General features: G+C 68.2%; 18 protein-coding genes and 1 tRNA gene. 7 read left to right on the top strand and 12 right to left on the bottom strand.

Features of this window, described 5'->3' with window-relative positions:
* Positions 1-56: 56 nt before the first annotated feature.
* The 3 genes from ACIQTP_RS30470 to ACIQTP_RS30460 form a co-directional block, all read right to left on the bottom strand.
* Positions 57-329 carry a hypothetical protein gene (locus ACIQTP_RS30470; protein ID WP_054229945.1) on the bottom strand — a complete coding sequence of 91 codons (273 nt, stop codon included), beginning with the start codon at positions 327-329 and terminating at the stop codon, positions 57-59.
* Between the two features lie 31 nt (positions 330-360).
* Entirely contained in the window at positions 361-909 is a 549-nt protein-coding gene (locus tag ACIQTP_RS30465) for a DUF5994 family protein (protein WP_403405694.1), read from the bottom strand.
* 387 nt (positions 910-1,296) lie between these two features.
* Positions 1,297-1,911, bottom strand: a complete 615-nt coding sequence (locus ACIQTP_RS30460; RefSeq protein WP_403405691.1) for a DUF5994 family protein — start codon at positions 1,909-1,911, stop codon at positions 1,297-1,299.
* Positions 1,912-2,413: 502 nt separating this feature from the next.
* Here ACIQTP_RS30460 and ACIQTP_RS30455 point away from each other — a divergent pair.
* Positions 2,414-2,689, top strand: a complete 276-nt coding sequence (locus ACIQTP_RS30455) for a hypothetical protein (protein ID WP_403405688.1) — start codon at positions 2,414-2,416, stop codon at positions 2,687-2,689.
* A gap of 477 nt (positions 2,690-3,166) precedes the next feature.
* Here the strand turns inward: ACIQTP_RS30455 and ACIQTP_RS30450 are convergent, their stop codons facing one another.
* The 4 genes from ACIQTP_RS30450 to ACIQTP_RS30435 form a co-directional block, all read right to left on the bottom strand.
* Positions 3,167-3,883 (bottom strand): GAF and ANTAR domain-containing protein, encoded by a 717-nt coding sequence (locus tag ACIQTP_RS30450; RefSeq protein ID WP_403405685.1) that lies wholly within the window; start codon positions 3,881-3,883, stop codon positions 3,167-3,169.
* Between the two features lie 159 nt (positions 3,884-4,042).
* Complete coding sequence (locus ACIQTP_RS30445) at positions 4,043-4,804, bottom strand: GAF and ANTAR domain-containing protein (protein WP_403405682.1); 762 nt, start codon at positions 4,802-4,804, stop codon at positions 4,043-4,045.
* Positions 4,801-5,478, bottom strand: a complete 678-nt coding sequence (locus ACIQTP_RS30440; protein WP_403405679.1) for a hypothetical protein — start codon at positions 5,476-5,478, stop codon at positions 4,801-4,803. The genes ACIQTP_RS30445 and ACIQTP_RS30440 overlap by 4 nt, the downstream gene beginning before the upstream one ends.
* A gap of 56 nt (positions 5,479-5,534) precedes the next feature.
* A complete protein-coding gene (locus ACIQTP_RS30435; RefSeq protein ID WP_403405676.1) occupies positions 5,535-5,996 on the bottom strand; it encodes an STAS domain-containing protein in 462 nt (153 codons plus the stop codon).
* Between the two features lie 776 nt (positions 5,997-6,772).
* Between ACIQTP_RS30435 and ACIQTP_RS30430 the strand changes: the two genes are divergently transcribed.
* From ACIQTP_RS30430 to ACIQTP_RS30415, 4 genes are all read left to right on the top strand, one after another.
* On the top strand, positions 6,773-7,990 hold the full coding sequence (locus ACIQTP_RS30430; protein WP_403405674.1) for an ice-binding family protein: 1,218 nt from the start codon (positions 6,773-6,775) through the stop codon (positions 7,988-7,990).
* Positions 7,991-8,130: 140 nt separating this feature from the next.
* A complete protein-coding gene (locus ACIQTP_RS30425; RefSeq protein WP_403405671.1) occupies positions 8,131-8,880 on the top strand; it encodes a DUF5819 family protein in 750 nt (249 codons plus the stop codon).
* 28 nt (positions 8,881-8,908) lie between these two features.
* Positions 8,909-10,033, top strand: coding sequence for an HTTM domain-containing protein (locus tag ACIQTP_RS30420; RefSeq protein WP_403406106.1), 1,125 nt, complete (start codon positions 8,909-8,911; stop codon positions 10,031-10,033).
* Between the two features lie 1,435 nt (positions 10,034-11,468).
* The gene (locus tag ACIQTP_RS30415) at positions 11,469-12,809 is read left to right on the top strand and encodes a glycoside hydrolase family 3 N-terminal domain-containing protein (protein ID WP_403405668.1); all 1,341 of its coding nucleotides are present in this window, start codon (positions 11,469-11,471) and stop codon (positions 12,807-12,809) included.
* Between the two features lie 774 nt (positions 12,810-13,583).
* On the opposite strand, the gene ACIQTP_RS30410 is transcribed toward ACIQTP_RS30415, so the two are convergent.
* From ACIQTP_RS30410 to ACIQTP_RS30400, 3 genes are all read right to left on the bottom strand, one after another.
* Positions 13,584-13,982 carry a hypothetical protein gene (locus ACIQTP_RS30410; RefSeq protein ID WP_403405666.1) on the bottom strand — a complete coding sequence of 133 codons (399 nt, stop codon included), beginning with the start codon at positions 13,980-13,982 and terminating at the stop codon, positions 13,584-13,586.
* Between the two features lie 600 nt (positions 13,983-14,582).
* Positions 14,583-14,656 (bottom strand) — tRNA-Pro (locus tag ACIQTP_RS30405).
* 28 nt (positions 14,657-14,684) lie between these two features.
* Positions 14,685-15,485, bottom strand: a complete 801-nt coding sequence (locus tag ACIQTP_RS30400; protein ID WP_403405663.1) for a Pr6Pr family membrane protein — start codon at positions 15,483-15,485, stop codon at positions 14,685-14,687.
* 66 nt (positions 15,486-15,551) lie between these two features.
* Here ACIQTP_RS30400 and ACIQTP_RS30395 point away from each other — a divergent pair, with 66 nt between their 5' ends.
* Positions 15,552-15,752, top strand: a complete 201-nt coding sequence (locus ACIQTP_RS30395; RefSeq protein WP_403405660.1) for a hypothetical protein — start codon at positions 15,552-15,554, stop codon at positions 15,750-15,752.
* On the opposite strand, the gene ACIQTP_RS30390 is transcribed toward ACIQTP_RS30395, so the two are convergent.
* Positions 15,723-16,649 carry a metallophosphoesterase gene (locus ACIQTP_RS30390; RefSeq protein ID WP_403405657.1) on the bottom strand — a complete coding sequence of 309 codons (927 nt, stop codon included), beginning with the start codon at positions 16,647-16,649 and terminating at the stop codon, positions 15,723-15,725. The two genes, ACIQTP_RS30395 and ACIQTP_RS30390, sit on opposite strands and share 30 nt — an antisense overlap.
* Before the next feature lie 155 nt (positions 16,650-16,804).
* Between ACIQTP_RS30390 and ACIQTP_RS30385 the strand changes: the two genes are divergently transcribed.
* Complete coding sequence (locus tag ACIQTP_RS30385) at positions 16,805-17,269, top strand: GatB/YqeY domain-containing protein (protein ID WP_388515942.1); 465 nt, start codon at positions 16,805-16,807, stop codon at positions 17,267-17,269.
* A gap of 230 nt (positions 17,270-17,499) precedes the next feature.
* Here the strand turns inward: ACIQTP_RS30385 and ACIQTP_RS30380 are convergent, their stop codons facing one another.
* The gene (locus ACIQTP_RS30380; protein WP_403405654.1) at positions 17,500-19,797 is read right to left on the bottom strand and encodes a transglycosylase domain-containing protein; all 2,298 of its coding nucleotides are present in this window, start codon (positions 19,795-19,797) and stop codon (positions 17,500-17,502) included.
* Positions 19,798-20,165 lie beyond the last annotated feature (368 nt).

Here is a 20,165-nt window from a genome sequence, read left to right as displayed (position 1 = left end):
GATCCCAAGGAACCCGGGCCTTCCACAGCACACGAGTGCACCGGCCCCGGCCCGCGTCAGCCGCGTTCCTCCTCCTCGGCCTCCATGAGCCGGATCCCCCGATGCGTCAACATCACCATCGCGGGTGTGTTTCCCTGCGCCCAGTCGACGGTGATGAGTTCTTCGCCCACCAGATATGCGCACGCCGCGGCCAGATCCTGCTCAGGGACCTGGAGGTCGTCACGCAGCCTCGCCCCGGTGACGCCAAGGAGGCGATTGCCTTCCGTGGCCTCGTACAGCGTTTTCATGATCGCTTCGCGGTAGTTCTTCCGCTCGCGCAGTGTTGCCATGATTGCCGCCACTCGTGCCTGTCACCTCACTCTACTCCGGGCCTTGTGCAGGAGAACCTGCGTTCGCCGTGACCAGGCGGCACGGCCGGGCGGCAGCTGCCCGGTAGGAGGAGGCGTCATCCGCGTCCTCCCAGGTGTCCTCGTCCGCGTCCTCCCAGGCGTCCTCGGAATCCTGGTCCCGGGCAGCCATGGAACTGCCGTGGAGGGCGTGTTCCGCCGCCATGAGCGCGCTCGCGGTCGCCGGAGGGCGGGCGCTGTCGCTCGCGGCGGCCATCAGGCGGGCGGCTGCCGGGGCGTTGGTCTCCGGGGGTATCACCAGCAGGTTCCAGCTGCCCGTGGTGTGGGACAGCAGCAGGATCTTGTGGGGGTCCAGCTCAGTCGTGAACCAACCGACCCTCACCACGTGACCGTTGACGGGCACCCTGCTCGGGATGGCGGGCCAGTACGTCGCGTTGACGGCGATCCGGGTGATCCGTCCGGACAGCGGGTCCAGTACGTCGGCCAGGGCGGAGAGTTCGTGTGTCAGGTCCCGGGAGCGGGGCCACCAGGCACCGTCGAGAGGCCCTCGGGACGTGCTCACGGATTTCAGTGCGAGGCGAGCGGTCGGAGCCCTGAAGGGCACGATCCGCAGCAGAGGTCGGTCGGTGGTCGCGGACATCGCGCGCACCTGTCTCCCGGCCGCTGCCTGGGGCGGCGGCCCGGTGTCGTCACTCGCCGAGAACGACGCCGGCATGGCGGCCGGTGTGCGAAATACTCTCGATGTCTTCACGCTACTCCCGCGGTATGTCGAACGGGCCCCACTCCCGCGGTATGTCGAACGGGCCCCACTCCCGCGGTATGTCGAACGGGCCCCGTCGAGGCACCGCTCCCGAACCCCGCCGCTCCCGAACCCCGCCCATCACGCACCCGCCAACACGCACAGCGCTGCTCCGCCCGGCCTGGGACGGTCGGGACGACTGCATGTCCGTCACATGCCTGCCGCCGGAATCGGCACGCGGCCGATGGCGGTCCCCGCGGGGCCGTACGAGGAGGTGCGGCGGGCGTCGTGTCCGCCCTCGGAGTCCCAGACCGTCTCCCGGGCCGAGTCCCACGCGGCGGCCTCGGCCTCGGCGGCGATGCGGAAGAGCTCGGCCTCCTGGATCAGGCCGCTCGCGGTGAGGCTGCGTGCGGGATCCGCGGCCGTGGTCATCAGCCGGGCGGCCGTGACGGCGTCGGTCTCGGGCGGGATCACCAGCAGGTCCCAGCGGCCCGCGGTGTAGGAGAGCAGCAGCAGCTTGTGCGGGTCCTGCTCGGCCTTGAACCAGCCGACCTTCACCACATGGCCCTGGACGGGAACCTTGTGGGGGATGACCGGCCAGAACGTGGGGTTCACGGTGACGTGGGTGATCCGCCCCCACAGCGGGTCCAAAACAGCGGTGAGCGCGGGAAGTTCGGCCGTCAGGTCGCGGGAGCGTGGCCACCATGCGCCGTCGATCAGGGCGGGGGCCGTACCGGGCGGCGCCAGCCGCAGCCGGAGAGGTGGCGGGGAAGAAGAGAAGGTCCGGTCTTCGACCGCGGACTTGTCGAACATGGTTGCGGTCATCACGCGAACCCTGCCCCGGGCCGGCCAGGACCGGCCCGGTGTCGTGAATCGCCGGGGACGGCACGGGCATCGAAGCCGGTGTACGAAGTACCCTCGGTATCTTCAGGATACTCCTGGCCGGGGTCAGATGGACGGCTACGGTGGCGCGAGTTTCACGGCGTGCCGGACGCGCGGTCGCCCATGGGCCGCCGTCGGCGGACGGGGCGACGGCCGGCGCGACGGGACCATCGGGCGTAGGCGGTGGCCACATCTCGCCGGACCTCCGGATCGCGGGAATTTCCTGGTTCCGCGGGGGCCGGGCGGAGCGGGAAGGGGGAATGCCCCGCCCGAGTGATCCGGAGTGGCATGGCCCTGCGCCGTGCTGCCAGTGAACGCCCGGCGCCCTCCCGCGTCAACGCGACGTCGGACAGGACCTGTCGGCAGTCTTCGGGCAGGACTACGCTGTGGGTGAGGCCCCAGTCCCCGGTACCGATGCTGTGTTCCGCTCCCGGGGAGGCCCGTTGTGTTCGTTCTGCTTCTCGTCCTGATCATGGTCTTGTTCGGCTTCGGCTTCCTCAACCCCATCTGGTGGGTCGCCGCGGCTGTGCTGGTCTTCGGAGCCATCCGTTACGGCCGTGGTGGCGGGGGCCGGAGCCGTGGCGGCGGGTCCGACTTCGGTGAGTACCAGGACTACCGGGACCGCCGGGAGCGTCAGGACCGCTGGGATCGCCGCTACAGCCGACAGCACCGAGCGCGCTGGAACCGCGAGGACCGTCGGGACCGCGAGCGCCGCGGGTGACCGATGAAGAGGCCAGAACGCGTACGTCATGCCCTGTTCCGCTCGTCGTGTATCTGCTCTACGGTCAGAGCAAGGCAGGTGGGACTTCGTCCGCGTCAGGAATCGACGGAACAGGCAAGTCCCCCACCCAGGCTCCCAGCCCCCGAGTCGCAATCGAGGCCGGCCGGAGCCGCATCGCCGGAGAACGCGGCTCCAGCTTCCGTCCTCCCGGCGTTTTCTGCTCGGGGTGCTCCCGCCACCCCGCCGCCGCGGAGGGCAGCGCGCGAGGACACGATGGCTGGGGGGCCTCGCGTCCTCGCGACCACGGCCGCCGCCGAGCGCCATCGGCGGCGGCCGTCCGGCCCGGGAAGCAGACCTGTGAACCGCGGGCCTCGAACCCACAGCTCCTGAACCCACAGCTCCTGAACCCACAGCTCCTGAACCCACAGCTCCTGAAGCCACTGCCAGGGAACTGCTGCTGACCGGCCGTGACATCGGTCAGGACCTCAGGCCGGGGAGGGCTTCGGAGTCGTCGATGAACGCGCGGGCCAGGTCCGACAAACGCCGGTTGTGGGCACGGGCGTAACCGCGCAGTGTGGTGAAGGCCTGTTCCATGTCGATGCCCCGGCGTTCGGCGAGTTTTCCCTTGGCCTGTTCGATCAGGACACGGCTGTTCAACGCGCTCTGCAGTTGCTCGTTGAGGACGGTGCTGCGGTGCGCGGTGCGCTGTTGCAGCAGGCTGATGGTGGCGACGTCGGCCAGGGCCTGGGCGAGCGGCGTGGCGTCCGGATCGAAGGGGCCCGGGGTGGCGTGGAAGAGGTTCAGGGCCCCGACGACCTCGTCCCGTAGACGCATCGGCAGGGCCTGGACCGCCCCGAACCCGCTGCGGTGGGCCGCCGCGACGAAGCGTGGCCAGCGGTCGGCCTCCCCGCTCAGGTCGGCGACGACCACCGGTGCGCCGGTGCGGAAGCAGTCCAGGCAGGGCCCCTCGTCGTTCTGCAGCTGGAAGAGCTCCAGCAGGCGCACCTGTTCGTCGGAGGCGGCCATGACGCGGAGTTCACCGTCGCGGTCCGCGAGCAGCACGCCAGCGGCACTCGCGCCGAGCATGCCCACACAGCGGTCGGTCAGCAGGCGCAGGAAGTCGATCAGGTCGAAGTCGGCGACCAGGTTGTCCGCCAGCTCGACGAAGGTCTTGGCCAGGAGTCGCTGATTCATCGTGCACACCCTCCGTCGAGACTGATCCCGGCCCGGATGAAGGGGCGGGAAGCGCAACTCACTTCTCTGTCCGGTTTCTTGGTCGGTTTCTTGGTACGGCTTCTTGGATCGGATTCTTCGTCCGGTTTCTTGGATCGCTTCTCGGCCCGGCGAAAGGTGTCAGGCTTCATCGTCGCTCTGATCCGTGTGCGCGCCTGGGGGGAACGTGAGCCGGTGGGCGACCACGTCGGCGGCCACCGCGGCGAGGCGGCGCCCTCTGGCGTAGGCGTAGGCGCGCAGCCGGACGAAGGCCTCTTCGGCACCGACTCCGAGCTGGGCCGTGAGCATGCCCGTGGCCTGGTCGATCTCCGTCCGGTACGCGCCCAGGTCCTCGTAGCGACCGTCCGTCGACGGTCCGTCGGCCAGGTCCTCCTCCCCGTCGATCCGGGAGTCGAGCAGGACCAGAGTGGCGGTGTCGGCGAAAGCCAACGCGTCGGCCAGCTCCTCCGCGTTCAACCTGCCCGGGACTTGGGAGTACAGGTCCAGAACTCCGGGGCTGATCGCGCCCATTTGCAGAGGGAAGGCGAACACGGCGCGGGCCCCGGCTTCCAGGGCCGCGTCGGCGAACACGGCCCAGCGGTCCTGCACGTCGGCGGCGAGCAGGTCGGGGGCCAGTACGGCCGAGCCCTGTGTGAAGGCATCCACGCAGGGCCCCTCGCCCAAGGTGAGCTGGAGCTCCTCCAACTGCTCGCTGACATCGTCGGTGCTGCACAACGGATGGCTGGCCGCGGATCTGGACATCGCGGAAAGTCCGGCCCCGCCGACCGGCAGTGCGGCCACGGCCGCGGTGCACACGTCCACCACGCCGACCCGGGCACCTCGCCGGGCCGCGTGCTCGGCGACCAGTACCTGGATCCGGGCCGACCGTTTGCTGGACCTCACCCGGGCCACCGTATCCAGGCCTCGTGCGCGAGACCCGCCAGTCTTGCCGTGGTCCGTTCCCCGAGGGGGAGCACCAGCGCCCGGAACGTGGTGGGGCTCGTCCGCCTCCGAACCTCTCCGATCTCCAGCCATCCCGAGGAGCGGAGCGAGTCGAGAGTCGGGCGGTCGGCCTGATCCACCAAGGTGGCGCCGAGGGTCGCCTGGTGGTCGGTCAGCAGCTTCTCCTGCAGCCGGTGGGCCAGCTTCTGGTCCTGCGGGTGTGGGTGGACCAGGGTGTCGCTGATCGCGAAGACACTGTTGGACTTGGTGATCCGCTCGATGGCGCGTGGCAGCACACCGTCGAAACCGAGCCACCAGCGGCCGTCGCCGAGTACGGGGAACCCGAAGGCGCACCCCATCAGACTGTCCGTCTCCGCGATCACCATGGCGAACCCCGGCCGGCGGATGTCGCCCGCCAGCTGGTTCAGGAAGTCCTGGCGGCTGGGACTGCGGTATGCCCTGCCGGATCCCGTTGCGCAGGAGTCCTCGTACAAGTTCCCGAGGTCCTCACGGATGTCCTCCACGAGCCATCTGTTCACCCGGCGCAAGCGCACCGCGTCCGCCGCGGAGTCCGCTCCGCGGGCCGCTCCAAAGGCCGCTCCGGAGTTCACGCCGGAGGCCTCGCCGGAGTTCACGCCGGGCTTCTCGTTTCCACGGGACTGCCGTGGCCGTCCCTGATGCGGCCGAGCCATCACACCGCACCGCCCGACAGGACAGGTACAGGCGGAATTGGAGGAATTGGAGGAATTGGAGGAACTGGAGGAACACGCCGATGCGGCGGGACGGGAGCGGTCGTGACCGGGGTGTACCCGGGAGGAGGCGACAACTGCCCGAACGGCACGCCCTGGAGCAGGAATTCGCAGCCGGCGACGTCGAGCATGAGCACCAGCGTCGGCGGTGGATGGTGCAGTCGCAGCGTTCCCCTGGCCGCGGTGCTGCGCTGTGCGGCGTAGCGGAAGGCGTTGAGGCCGCTGCAGTCGCAGAAGGTGACGGGGGTGAGGTCGACGTCGATGGTGCGGATGCCGTCGCGCAGACACCGTTCCGGTGATGCGCGCACGAGGGGCACCGTGTCCAGGTCGATCTCACCGGCCAGCGTGATCAGTGCTCGTCTTCTTCGGTCGTGACGGTAGATGGTGAGCGGCGGAAGGGGCATGACGCCTCGGTTCGGAAGACCGTCCGGCAGGAGAGTCGGTGGTGCCGGGATCCCGGCACGGTCGGCCCACTTCCGGCAGCGGAGAACATTCGGCGGAGGTCGGGCAACGGCCGACTGGCCGGCCTGCGCGGCAGGACTGCGGACCCACCCGGTTCCCTCCAGGGATGCGCCGGGCGACGGGCGAAGGGCCCGCTCCCCACGGCGATCTGTGCTCGGCAACGACATGCCGCCGGGGTCTGGGACGTCTGTGGAGCAGCGTAGTCCTCGCGCGGTGCGACGGGCGGTCGGAGCGGCCCATTCCCAGCATGTGGACGGTATTGAGGCGTGGTGGAGTGCGCATGTCCTGTGCACCGCAAGGTACTTGGGATTTCAACCTCGCAGAGATCCGAACCCGGTTTCGCTACCGGGACCATCGCAGTGCCATCCCGGGGCCGAGTGAATTCAGCCTGCCTCTGTACCTGTCTCCGTGTATTCCGTAGGCATGTCGGATAATCGGAAGTATGAACTTCAATGTTTTCGTCGCGTTTGCGCCGTTTGAATGATGGGAAATTCCCCTTTCCCTTTTTGTGGTCGGTGCGCGAATGTTCATGCGTAATATGCGGCGCAGCAGAAGAAGGCTTCCCGGGCGATCCGTAGCGGCCCGGTACGCCCCGGCCCGCACAGGAAATGGCCCTTAGATGAAGCTGAAGATCCCGCAAACGGCTCACCGCCGTAGTTTGTCCGGTTTGCTGACCTCGGCCCTTGCCGCAACGATTGCCGCGATGATGGTTGCTGTGATGCCGACGCCGGCGTCGGCCATCGCAACAAAGGTGAACCTCGGCAGAGCGACGAGTTTCTCGGTTCTTGGAGCGTCGGCAGTCACCAATACCGGGAACAGTTCGCTCGAGGGAGACCTCGGAGTGAGTCCTGGGTCGTCCATCACCGGATTCCCGCCCGGCGTCGTCGGCGGCGCCGTGCACCAGACGGACGCTGTGGCAGGCGGGGCCCAGGTGGACCTGGTGACGGCGTACAACAGCGCGGCCGGCCAGGCCACGGACTTCCCGCTCGCGGCGGCCATCGGCGCGGGTCAGACGCTGCTGCCGGGTGTCCACACCTCCTCGTCCGGTGTCCTGCTCACCGGCGATCTGATCCTGGACGCACAGGGCGACCCCAACGCCGTCTGGGTGTTCCAGATTCCTGAAGCCCTGACCGTGGCGTCCTCCGCCCGGGTGCTCCTCACGAACGGCGCTTCGGCGTGCAACGTGTTCTGGCAGATCAGGGACTCGGCCACCATCGGCACCGGCGCCAGCTTCGTGGGCACGATCATGGCCGGGGTTTCGATCACTGTGAACACAGGGGCGAACATCCAGGGCCGTGCGCTGGCTCGTACCGGTCTCGTGTCGCTCCAGAACAACAGGATCTTCTTCGGCGGGTGCGCGACCGGCACGACCGGTGGAACGACCACCGGCACGACGACCGGCACGACCACCGGCACGACGACCGGCACGACCACCGGGACGACGACCGGCACGACCACCGGAACAACGACCGGTGGAACGACGACCGGAACCGTCGCCGGTGCGACCACCGGTGGGCTGCTCGGCGGGGGTCTGGTCACCGGTGGCGTCCTGGGTGGACCCATCGTGGACGTCACGAGCGGCGGCACCGCGGGCAACATCGCCGGCAACACGTCCGGGAACACCGCGGGCAACACCGCCGGGAACACCGTCGGCGGGAACGTCACCGGCGGGCCGGAGCACGGCGGCAAGCCCGAAGCGCCGGAGCACGGCGGCAAGCCCGAAGCGCCGGACCACGGCGGCAAGCCCGAAGGCCCGGACCAGGGCGATCAGCCCGAAGGCCCGGACCACGGTGGGAAGCCGGGCCCTGGGCATGATGTCGCGCCCGGCAAGCCGGACCACGGCAAGGAGTCGGACGAGAACTTCGGCTACGCCGACGTGCCCAACGGCCACGAGGCCGACGACTACTCCAAGGGCTACGACGGCTCCAAGGACTAGGCAGCGCACTGCGGCAAGCCCGTTCATCGGGTGACGGCGTGCGGCGGAATCCTCATCGAATCCGCCGCGCGCCGCCGTTGGCCGTCTACAGATGAAGCCAGAGATTAAGCCAGCGAAGAAGCCAGACGCGAGTAGCTGATATGAGAAAGACAGGGTGGGCGGTGTCGAGCGGAATTGAATCAGCGGACGTGAAGGAACTCCAGCACTCCGATTCCGGTCCGGTCACACAGGAATTTCCTGACGACGCGCCCGCGCCGGTCAGATGGTCGAGGGGGGCCCGTGCGCTGAACGCGGGGCTGCGCGCCGCCGTGGTCCTGTGTGTGGCGACGACTCTCGTCCATGTCCTTCTGGTGTTCCTTCATGTGGCCCCCGCCAACACCGTCTCCAAGAGATACAGCCCGCTGATCAACGCATGGGTGTATCCCTTCTTCGAGCAGAACTGGCGTCTTTTCGCCCCGGACCCCGAATCCGTCAACCGGCAGATTCTGGCGAGAACCGCGCGCACCGACTCCGGCGGATCGGTTCGGGTGAGTGCCTGGTTCGACCTGACGGCCGTGGACAATTCCGCGGTCAAGCACAACCCGTTCCCCAGCCACACCGCGCAGAACCTGTTGCGCCGCGCCTGGACTTGCTATGTCGATTCACACGGTGGGGACGACAAGGCGCGCACGGAACGCGCCTTGATGATGCAGAGGTATCTGCGCAACATCGCCGCGGACCGCGTCGCCGCCCACAACGGTGGCACTTTCGACTTCATTCAACTCCGCGTCGTCACACTGCCCATCGCCGCCTCGGGTCCCGCCGCCGGTCCCGCCTCCGGCAACCGCCCGCCGACGCCCGTCGAGAACCGGCTTCTGCCCTGGTGGAAGGTGACCCCCCATGGGAAATGAGCTCCCCCAGATTCCCCAGACCGAGGCCATGGCATCAACACCCCACCGGCCAAGGGGGCGACAGACTGCGCACCCCGGCGCTGCCCAGTGGCTCGCCAACCGGATCAGTACCGTGGGCGAGCTTCTGACCGGCCGGCCGGTGTCCCTGTACGCCGCGTCGGTGCTGCGCATCGGGTACGGACTGCTCTACCTGCTCTTTCTGCTGCGCGAGTTCCCGCACCGTGACGAGATCTGGGGCCCCGACTCCCCGTGGACACCCGCGTTGGCGCAAGAGCTCTTCGACCAGACAGGGTGGAACAGCATCCTGACCCTGTCCGACAGCCGCGCCTACTTCGAGCTCTGCTACGCGCTGGCCCTCGTCACGTCCGCACTGTTCCTGCTGGGCTGGCGGACCCGCGTCGTGTCCCTCCTCTTCGCCGGCGTAGTGGTCTCCTTCCATGCACGAGCGATCTTCATGACGGATGGAGGCGACAACCTGCTCCTGCTGATGTCCATCTACCTCTGCCTCACCGCGTGCGGTCGGCGCTGGTCCCTGGACGCCCGCAGGCACCGGCTCAAGGCGGCTGGTGAGGGCAACGCGCCGCAGCCGGTGCGGAGCCACTCCGCACAGCAACTCCGGGATGCCCGAACCACTTTGACCACGGTGGTCCACAACTGCGGCATGTTCGTCATCGCGGCACAGGTCTGCTTCCTCTATGGATCAGCCGGCCTGTACAAGGTCCAGGGCCCGTCGTGGGGCGGCGGCACCGCTCTCCACTACGTGCTGAACCTCGGCCTCTTCCAGCCCTGGCCCGCCCTCTCCCACCTCGTGGACGAGCACACGATCCTGATCGCGATCGCCGGCTATATGACGGTGCTCTTGCAGGTGGCCTTCCCGTTCGTGCTCTTCGGCAGGCTCAAGTACCCCGTCCTCACCATGCTGCTCGGCATGCACATCGGCATCGCGCTGCTCATGGGGCTGCCTCTCTTCTCCGGCGCGATGATCGTCGCGGACGCCGTGTTCCTGCCCGACCGCTTCTACACCTTCCTGCCTCACCTGTGCCGACGCGCGGCGCAGCGCACCGGCATGCGGCGGCCGGACTCCGGGCGAGCGACAGCATCCGGATCCGTACCTCCGCAAGGCAGGCCCGGCGTACTCAGCTCGAAGCGATGAGCCATTTCGGCTCCAACGGTTGAGCCGCGTCGCCGGGGAGCTCGCCCCGAACCCCGCGAGCCGCCCCGACGGCGCTCTCGCCAACCCCGTCCATGAAATCGTCGTAGAGCCCCACCGCCTGACACGAGCCTCAGCAGAACCCGCGACCTCCAGTTGCACACCCACGCATGCCGCCACGACTTCGGGCCCTCGCCCTGGGAAGCTGCGGCGATACCGCGATCGGTTGCGGCAGATACAGCCGCTGAGCTGGGCGAACGGTTGGGATGGGGCCGTGGTGGGGATGCCTGCTTTCACCGTGATTCCCCGCTGTTCCCGCCGCTCGATCACTGGCAGGTCCGTTGTCAGTGCCCGCAGTTATGGTCTTTAACGCGCGGTCGGCTTCCGGGGGTTCCAGCTCTGAAAGGAATGGTTGCATCCCCGGCCTGTCTGGGGGCGGCCCGGAGACTCGTCCGGGACCCAACCGACGGTCGGGCTTCGTCGATGGCCAGGAGGCAACCTGCCAGCGCCGGCCGCGCACCACCAATTTGAGCCGGGCCGAGGGCAGGCGCGGGCTCCGGACCAGGGATGAGCCGGTTCAGTGTTCCAGAGGAACACGGCGGCCGAAGGGGGCCGGACAGGAGTCCCCGGATCTGCTGGATCCCGGGACACCGAATGGGTACTCCCTGGCGCACCGATTTCATCGAGCCGCCGGCCGCGGTGCGCACCGATCGACGACGGTGAGGAGGTCTTTCCCGGCGTGCGCGCTGGTGACGCCTGGACACGGTCCCGGTCACGCCGGCTATGACGCCGTACCCGCGGCGAGGCAGCGGCTGCTGAACGAGCTGGAGACGCCGGGCACCATCGGTTACGCCTTCCACTTCGGCGACCAGCCCTGTGGACGTGTCACCAGGGACGACTCCCGTAGGCGCCGCTGGCTCCCGGAGCCTGGGGCGGGGCGGGGCGGGGCGGGCCGGGGTGGGCCGGGGTGGCTCAGCCCTCTTCTGGCTGACAGAACACCTCGCCAGGCAGACGCCGACCCTGCCCGCCCCGTCGTCACGCGCCGAAATCCCCCCAACGGCTCACACGCCGCCCCACACCTTTTCTCCTGAGGTGAAACGCCTGGCCAGTAGGGGGAGGACGGCGCGCGGGGTGGGTGCAGGCCGCGCTGGGAGCCTGCCCTGACCTGCCGTTTCCCGCTCCGAGGGCGCCCCTCGCCCCACGCCCGTCCCACGGTGAACTGCGCTGCGACTCGGGTGAAGCGCGCTCGAAGGCACGCCCTGACTCACGTCGGCTGGACTACCGCCCGGCTCCGAGGCGCGAGATCCTGGTACTCCGACCGTGGACCAGCGACCACATGCGGGCCGGAGCGCCTCTCACGCGTCGTAAAGCCCACCTCATGCTCATACGGCCCTCAGCGCGACGGTTACCGTCGCGCCTTCCCGAAGGAGGCCGGGCGATGAATCTCCTGTCGCACCGTGACCGCAGAAGCGCGACAACACCGCCGCGGCTCCCCGGCCGGGCCGGGAACGCACGAATACTGAGCACAGCCGCCGCCATGGCGGCGATGCTCCTGGCGGGCTGTGGCACAAGCACTCCCAACGCGGCCCCGCACTCCAGTGGTCCCGGCGTGTCCCTCGCCCCGTCCGCCACGCCGTCCCAACCCCGTTCGACCTTCTCTCCGGCCCTCACGTCCACCTCCACCTCCGCTGGCACCTCCACCTCCGCCTCTACCTCCGCTGGCACCTCCACCTCCGCCTCTACCTCCACCGCGTGCACCAACAGCACGAAGCTGGCCGGGTGGTCGAACCGCCGACTGGCCATGCTGACCATCGCCGTCCCGGTGTCGGAGACCTCGGTGTCCGACGCCACCTCCGAGGTGAGCGCGGGTGCGGGCGGTGTGGTGCTGTTCGGCAGTAAGGCGCCGTCCGACCTCGGCTCCCGGCTGACCGCCCTGAAGTCCCATGTACCCGGCCACCTGGGCCTGTTGGTGATGACCGACGAGGAGGGCGGCGGCATCCAGCGCATGGCGAACCTCGTCGGGTCCCTGCCCTGGCCCGCGTACATGGGTGCGCACTGGACCCCGGCCCAGATCCAGCAGAACGTCACGAAGGTCGCCACCAAGATGGCCGCCGCCCAGGTGAACATGGACCTCGCGCCGGTGGTCGACGTCGACGGCAGGAACATGGCCCCCAGCCATACCAACCCCGACGGATGGCGGTCCTTCAGCGGCAACACCTCGGTGGTGTCCAAGGCCGGTGTCGCGTACATGAACGGGTTGCGCGCCGGAGGCGTGATACCCGTCGTCAAGCACTTCCCGGGCCTCGGCGGCTCCACCTACAACTCCGACTTCGGCCCCGCCCGCACCCTGCCCTGGTCCACCCTGCAAAAGGTGGGCATCCCGCCGTTCGCAGCGGCCATCAAGGCCGGTGCCCCGGCCATCATGGTCTCCAACAACATCGTGCCGGGCCTGGGCACCAATCCGGCGAGCCTGTCACCCACCGTCATCAGCTCCGAGCTGCGCGGCAAGCTGGGATTCAAGGGGCTGGTGGTCACCGACTCGCTCAGCGCCAAGGCGATCTCCGCCGCCGGCTTCAGCATCCCCGCCGCCGCCGTCCAGGCCCTGCGCTCCGGCGCCGACATGATCATGTTCGACCTGGGGGGCAATGTCAGCTCCCAGACGTCCTCGATCGCCACGGCGATCACCAATGCGGTGGCCGGCGGGCACCTCTCCCGCAGCCGCCTCACCGACGCGGCGGGACACGTCCTGGCCGTCCGGCATGTGAACCTCTGCTCCTGAACGCGAGCGGAGAACTGAGGTCGGCGGAGTCTCCATGGCCAAGGGAAGGCAGCCGTCAATCTTGAAAACCGTCGTGGCAGCGATGTCACCGTGGGTTCAAATCACGCACCACCGCAGGTGAACGGCCCCTGGCCGGGTATCTCGGTCACGGCCGTTCTCATGAGCGCTGTCCGCCAGGACCGTGGCTCGCCTGCTTCCCGACCGAACGGACACGGGAGGAGCACGTCCGTCGCGGACGGGGGCATGGGCCGCGTGCGGTCGGCTGGGCAATCCGCGGAGAGTGTGCCAGGATCCCCCTCCGAATCGGAGGCCGATCATGAGTGCGCCGTTTATCGAGGTGGCCTGCTCGCCGGTGCTGCTCGTCGGGGGAGTCGCCACCCTGGTTGGGGCTGGCTGCCGGCGTGGTTCCGTCACAGTGTCCGCCGCCCGGTCGTGTTCGGTTGGGCACAGCTGACCCTGGCTGCCGCACTCATCATTGTTCTGGTGAGCGACTTTCTGACCAACACGCCACCCCTCTGCTTGGCGGTGAGGGTGGTCGGCGTTGTTGTGATGTTGTTCGGCTCCTGGTTGCTCAGCGTGGCTGACTGGGAACCGCGGCGCAGCTGATTCCCTCCCTCACCCACCACTCGCTCCCCGCGCGCCCCATGACGCGGCCGCCCCTCGCGAACGGAGCCCCGTCCATCTCGGAGCGAGCTCGCTGCGCCCCCAGGGGCCAGGCCCAGGGGGCCGACCGCGCGGCCCTCTGATCGAGCACGCAACGAGCAGACGCCCGCTTCAGCCAACCGCGATCGTGCAGTCCTTCGAGGGGACATCGGCGAGTTCACACGCGCCGGCGTCCTGCTCACCCTCGGATCGAGGTTGTTGCAGATACGCCGCTGTCGCACGAGTCCCGGCACCGAAGCATGTCGGATTCTGCACCACGATCAAGCTGAGCACCTTCACCCGGGTCGACTCCATTTCCCGACTTATGGAATCGAAGTACTCGTCGTCATGGGCTGCCCGTTGCTTCTGCTTCCGGAGCTGGCCGGCCCGCTTCTCGAAATCCTGGTTGGCCTGCTCACACGTCGCCGACCGCTCGGACGCTCCGCCGTGTCGCGTCGCCCCGACGGCATACCCACCCAGGGCGAGTGTGATTGCTCCTGCGCTGACCAGCGCGATCATGGAACGCTTCATGGCCGGGGATCGTATACGCGCAGGTAAGGCCACTCACCACCGGCGCACGCGCTTGCCCGGGCACTTGATGAGGCAGAGATTCCCGTAACACCCCAGTTGCTGAGGCGGTATTCGAGCACGTACGAACCGGCGTCCAAGAGCATCTGGTTGACCTCGACGGGCGGTCGTCCTCGGTGAAGCGTCCTCGGTGAAGGCGGTGCGGCAGATCTCCAACACAGCTGCGCCCGCAGCCAGGTTCAGAGCAGAACGCTCCTCCTCGCTCGGCATCCGCGCGGGGCAGGGAGCGCTGAGGACTCTCCCGCTTTCGATGTGCTCGACGCGACAAGGGTGTGACGCGCCCAACGCCTGAGGGCGGGATCGCGAGGGAGTCTTTCGTAGGACCGGAAACCCCGCCTGTTGTTTCTGCCGGCGCATCATCGATCTCCATCAGGATCAGGATGCGAATGAGCTCAGGCTCGGCCCGGCGCACTCGAGTGACGTCCGGCAGCTCATCTACTCCCACTCAAGCTGCCAGCGTGAGCGCATCCACGGTGCCCTGGACAGCAACGCCAGAGAGCCCTTACCGATCCGGTAAGGGCCCTCTGAACTGCTACTTAGCTGTCGGGGTGGCGGGATTTGAACCCACGACCTCTTCGTCCCGAACGAAGCGCGCTGCCAAGCTGCGCTACACCCCGATTGTCGCTGCTCTCGCGGCGACGTCGTTTACTTTAGCCCACTGGTGGCCGGAGACGAAATCCGGTTTTCGGGGCGTCGGCCGCGGTAGCGGTACGGGTCGGGGCGGACGTGGTCCAGGGCGATGACGAGGAGGGCGAGGGCGTAGAAGGCGACGCCGAGGATCGCGGTGTTGCCGAGGATGCCCACGTAACCGTGCCGGTCGACGTCCACGAAGGGGTAGAGGTAGCGCGCCGGGGTGCCCGGCGGCAGCATCGCTCCGCGGACGAGGGAAAAGCCCAGGTAGGCGAGGGGATAGACAAGCCAGGCCGTCGCATGCCGGATGGCGAACGGCGCCGGGCGGGCCAGTAGGAGCCAGTCGATCACCGCGGCGATGGGGATCGCCGTGTGCAGGATCTGGTTCGCCACCGCCTGCCAGCGGGTGGGCGGGGAGATACCCCCGATCATGGAGAAGCCGCTGGACGGGTCCGCCAGGATCAGGTGGTAGACCAGGCCCGTGATCGAGATGTAGAGCAGCGTGCCGCCGGTAAGGACCGCGGGCAGCGGGCGACGCGCCGTCCATGCCCGCCGGGCCGAGGCGGCGAAGACCACCGCCACCAGCAGGTTGGCCTGGATGGTGAAGTAGCTGAGCACGTGGAGCGGACTGCCCAGGCGCATCTCGATGGCCACGCCCGTGGCCGTGACGAGGGCGACCAAGAGGCGGAAGATGGCCGCCAGCGGGCGACGCACGGGGGCCACGACTGCCGTCGCCGGGACGATGAAGGGGGCCGGCGACGGGATGCCCGGTATCGCGGGCAGGTCGGGTATATCCCTGGGGATCGGGGCGATCATGTCCCCACGCTAAGCGCGGGGGGCGAATCGGGCGATATGGGTCACCCGGGTGGGTGACGGCCGGGCGTGGACCCGCGCCCTATCGACATCGACATCGACATCGACGCTTCCATCGATCCGGACGATCCGTTCGACCTGCCCGGCGCCGCCGCACCGGACGCCGCTTTCGATCGCCCTCCGACGCTCGACCGCCACGCTCCGGCCGACCCGCTTCCGGCCGACCCACCGCCGTCCGACCTACTGCCGGGCGACCAGCGTCAGCAGTGACGCCTCCGGGGGGCACGCGAACCGCACCGGTGTGTAGCGGTTCGTACCGCAGCCCGCCGAGACGTGCATGTACGACGTTCGCCCCTCCGCCGTGTGCGTGGACAGGCCCTTCACGCGGTCCGTGTCCAGGTCGCAGTTGGTGACGAAGGCGCCGTAGAAGGGGAGGCACAGCTGGCCGCCGTGGGTGTGACCGGCCAGGATCAGGGGGTAGCCGTCCGCCGTGAACGCGTCGAGCGTTCGCAGGTACGGGGCGTGGACCACGCCCATCGAGAGGTCGGCCGACTCCGACGGGCCGCCGGCCACGCGCGCGTACCGGTCCCGCTTGATGTGCGGGTCGTCGAGGCCGGTCAGCTCGATCTCGGCGCCTTCTATCTTGAGCGTCCCCCGGGTGTTCGTCAGGTTCAGCCAGCCCGCCGTGTCGAAGCCGTCGCGCAGGTCCTCCCACGGGTTGTGGATGACGCCCACGGCCGGCTTGTTGCCGTTCAGACCGTGGCGGCCCTTGGACTTCTCGAGCAAGTACAGGGCGGGGTTGCGGAGTTTGGGGCCGTAGTAGTCGTTCGAACCGAAGACGTACGCACCGGGGAACTCCATCAACGGGCCGAGGGCGTCCAGGACTTCGGGGACACCCTCCGGGTCGGAGAGGTTGTCCCCGGTGTTGATGACGAAGTCGGGGCGCAGCCCGGCCAGGGAGCGCAGCCAGCGCTGCTTCTTGCGCTGACCGCTCACCATGTGGATGTCGGAGACCTGGAGGACGCGGAGCGGGCGCATGCCTGGTGGCAAGATCGGGACCGTCACCCGTCGGAGGCGGAACGAGCGGGCCTCGAAACCCGCCGCGTACAACAGTCCGGCGGCGCCCACCGCCGTGATTCCCAGGGGTACTCCGTATCGCGCGCGCATACGTCCATCGTGTCAGACCCCGACACCCTCGCGTGACTCCCTGTGGACAACCTCAAACCTGTGAACAGCCAACTCGCGTCCATCGACGGCGCGTCCCGGGCACGGCGCTGAAATCAGCAGGCGACCGCCGCACCACACCTGCGACAATCGACGGCATGACCACGCTCAAGTCGAAGCTGCAGGAAGACCTCAACGCCGCCATCAAGGAGCGCGACGAGCTCCGCTCCGCGACGCTCCGGCTGACCCTCGCCGCGATCACCAAGGAGGAGGTCGCGGGCAAGACGAAGCGCGAGCTCTCCGACGACGAAGTACAGAAGGTGATCACCCGCGAGGCGAAGAAGCGCCGCGAGGCCGCGGACGCCTTCGCGCAGGGCGGGCGTCCCGAGTCGGCCGAGCGCGAGAAGGCGGAGGGGGAGGTCCTCGCCGCGTACCTGCCCAAGCAGCTGTCCGACGAGGAACTCCAGCAGATCGTCGGGCAGGCTGTCGAGGAGGCCAGGGCGGCGGGTGCCGAGGGGCCGCGTGCCATGGGCCAGGTCATGAAGATCGTGAACCCGAAGGTCGCGGGGCTGGCCGAGGGCGGCCGTGTCGCCGCCGTGGTCAAGAAGCTGCTCGCGGGCTGAGCGCGAGAGGGACCAGAACCAGTAGTAGAACCCGATAGGGAACAGAACCAGTAGGAGAAACGGAACCCGTACCCGTACCCGTACCCGCACACCCCGTACCGGTACCCGTACCTGTACCAGCCTGCTCACAGAAAGTCGTCGGCCTCGGCGCTTCCCCCGACCGGGGGAGCGAGCGCCGAGGCCGACGACTGTGCTGTGCCGCTCTCTGTCAGCGGGCGTAACGGGGCGGGTTACCCGTGACGCCCCCCGTTGCCGTTCTGTCCCTGAATGAAGCCCGAGGGGATCGAGAACTTAGGCGTCGGGAACCCACCACCGTTCGTGGCACCGTTGGCGCCGTTGGCGCCGCTGATCGTGTTCCCGTTGACGGTGTTGCCGTTGGTGGTGTTCCCACCGTTCGCGTTGCCGTTGTTGTCGCCGTTGTTACCGTCGTTCGAGCCATGGCCGTTGTCCTTGGGCTTCTCGTCGGGAATGTCGACGAGGTTGAAGGACGGGGAGTCCTTGCCCGAGAGGGCGCCGGTCATGGCGTCCTTCCAGATGGGGCCGGGCACCTGACCGCCGTAGACGAGGTCGTGGTAGACGCCGCCGATGCGGATGCCCGTCATCTTGACGTTCTGCTTGGGGCTGCCGACCCAGACCGCGCCGGACAGGTTCGGCGTGTACCCGACGAACCAGGCGTTCTTGCGCTCGTCCGTCGTACCCGTCTTACCGGCGTTGTCGCGGTCGGAGAGGCCGGCCTGCTGACCCGTACCGGAGTCGATCACGCCCTGGAGCAGCGTGTTGACGGTGTCCGCGGTCTTCTCGGACATGGCCCGCGAGCAGGTCGACTTCGGGACCTCGAGCGACTTCTCCCTGCCGTCGGTCTTCTGGGTGATCGACTCGATGGCGATCGGCGTGCAGTACGTGCCCCGGGAGGCGAAGGTGGCGTACGCGCTCGCCATGGTCAGCGGGGAGATGCCCTTGGAGCCGAGGGTGATGGCAGGCACCTCGGGCAGCTTGTCGCCGTTGCCCTGCACGACGTGCAGCTTGTCGGTCATCTTCACCACGGGGCAGATGCCGATGTCCGAGATCATCTGCACGAAGTAGGTGTTGACCGACTTGGCCATCGCCGTCTTCAGCGCGTACGGGCCCTTCTCCTCGGTGCTCTCGTTCGACAGCTTCTCGTTGGTCAGGTTGGTCCAGGGCTTGCTGCTGCACGTCTGCACGGGGCTGGGGTAGGGCATCTCGTACGGCGACGGGTACTGCTGGGTCGCCGGCCGGCCCTCCTCCAGCGCGGCCGCGGCCACGAACGGCTTGAAGGTCGAACCGGTCGGGAAGCCGTAGTTCGAACCGCCCATGTCACGGTCGACCGAGTAGTTGTACTCCGTCTCGTTCTTCCCGTAGCCGTACGGCCTCGACTGGCCCATGCCGACGATCTTCCCGGTGCCCGGCTCGACCAGGGTGGCCGCCGTGGCGACCGAGTCCGACTTGTTGACGTGGGACTTGATCGAGGACTGCACCGACTTCTGCGCCTGCGGGTCGAGCGTCGTACGGATGGTCAGGCCGCCCTGGTTCCAGAGCTTCGCCCGGGCCTCCTTGGTCTTGCCGAAGACCGGGTCGGTGAGGAACACGTTCTCCACGTACTTGCAGAAGAAGCTCGCGCCCTTGACCGCGGTGATGCAGCCGTTCTTCGGCTGGCTGACCCTCAGGCCGAGCTTCGCCTCCTTGGCCCTGTCGGCCTCCTGCTGGGAGATGTCGTGCACCTCGGCCATGCGCTGCAGCACGGTGTTGCGGCGCTTGGTGGCCTCCGCCTCGTCGTTCACCGGGTCGTACCGGCTGGGCGACTGGACGATGCCCGCGAGCAGCGCCGACTCCTGGAGGTTCAGGTCCTTGGCGGGCTTGGAGAAGTAACGCTGGGCGGCGGCCTCGATGCCGTAGGCCTGCTCACCGAAGAACGTGATGTTCAGGTAGTTCTCGAGGATCTTCTTCTTGCCGAGCTTCTCTTCCAGCTGGATCGCGTACTTGAGCTCGCGGACCTTGCGGCCGAGGGTCTGCTGGGTGGCCTGGGCGACCTTCGTCGGGTCGTCGCCGGCCTCCTCCACGAAGTAGTTCTTCACCAGCTGCTGGGTGAGCGTGGAGGCGCCCTGGGCGACCCCGCCGTTCTGCGCGTTCTGGTTCAGGGCGCGCAGGACGCCCTTCAGGTCGATCGCGCCGTGCTGGTAGAAGCGGGAGTCCTCGATCGCGACGATCGCCTTCTGCATGTACGGCGAGATGTCCTTGAGGTCGACCACCGTGCGGTCGCGCGAGTAGACCGTCGCGATCTGACCGCCCTTGCTGTCCAGGATGGTGGTGCGCTGACTCAGCGCGGGACTCTTCAGGTTGTCGGGAATCTCGTCGAACCCCTGGACGGAACCCTTGGCCGCGAGACCGAGCACGCCCGCTGCGGGCAGCGCGATTCCGGCCATGACTGCTCCAGCGAGCACGCTGACACCGAGGAACTTGGCGGCCTGCTGCGTTGGCGACAGACCACCGCCCGAGCGCTTCTTTGGCATAGGGGCAGCCTACGTTCTCATTCGCCGGACACGCGTATATGCCTTGGCCTAAGCTGCTCTCAACTGTCACAGCAGTATGGCCACGTATCAATACGTCCGGCGACCCCGAATCGTTCCGGAGGTTCCCCAATTTTTTGGGGAGGTCGTGTCCGAATCAGCCTCATGCGTCACCTGGCGTCCGTTGTGACTCAACTGAACTGTCCCGGTTTGCCGGGATACTCACGTATGTCCGCCGCTCACTCCCCCGGGTGATCTGCCGCTTACGCATAGTCCGTTCGGGCCATTCAAGATTGGGCCCGCAGGGGGTGTTGCGCTGTGCCTGCCTTCCGTAACGTCCTCAACTGGCGGCGGTGAATATGCCGCTGCCG

Origin of the sequence: Streptomyces sp. NPDC090798, assembly GCF_044768965.1 — a bacterium.
Taxonomy (GTDB): domain Bacteria; phylum Actinomycetota; class Actinomycetes; order Streptomycetales; family Streptomycetaceae; genus Streptomyces.
Note: the sequence above shows the minus strand (reverse complement) of the source record. Positions and strands in the feature narration are given on the sequence as shown.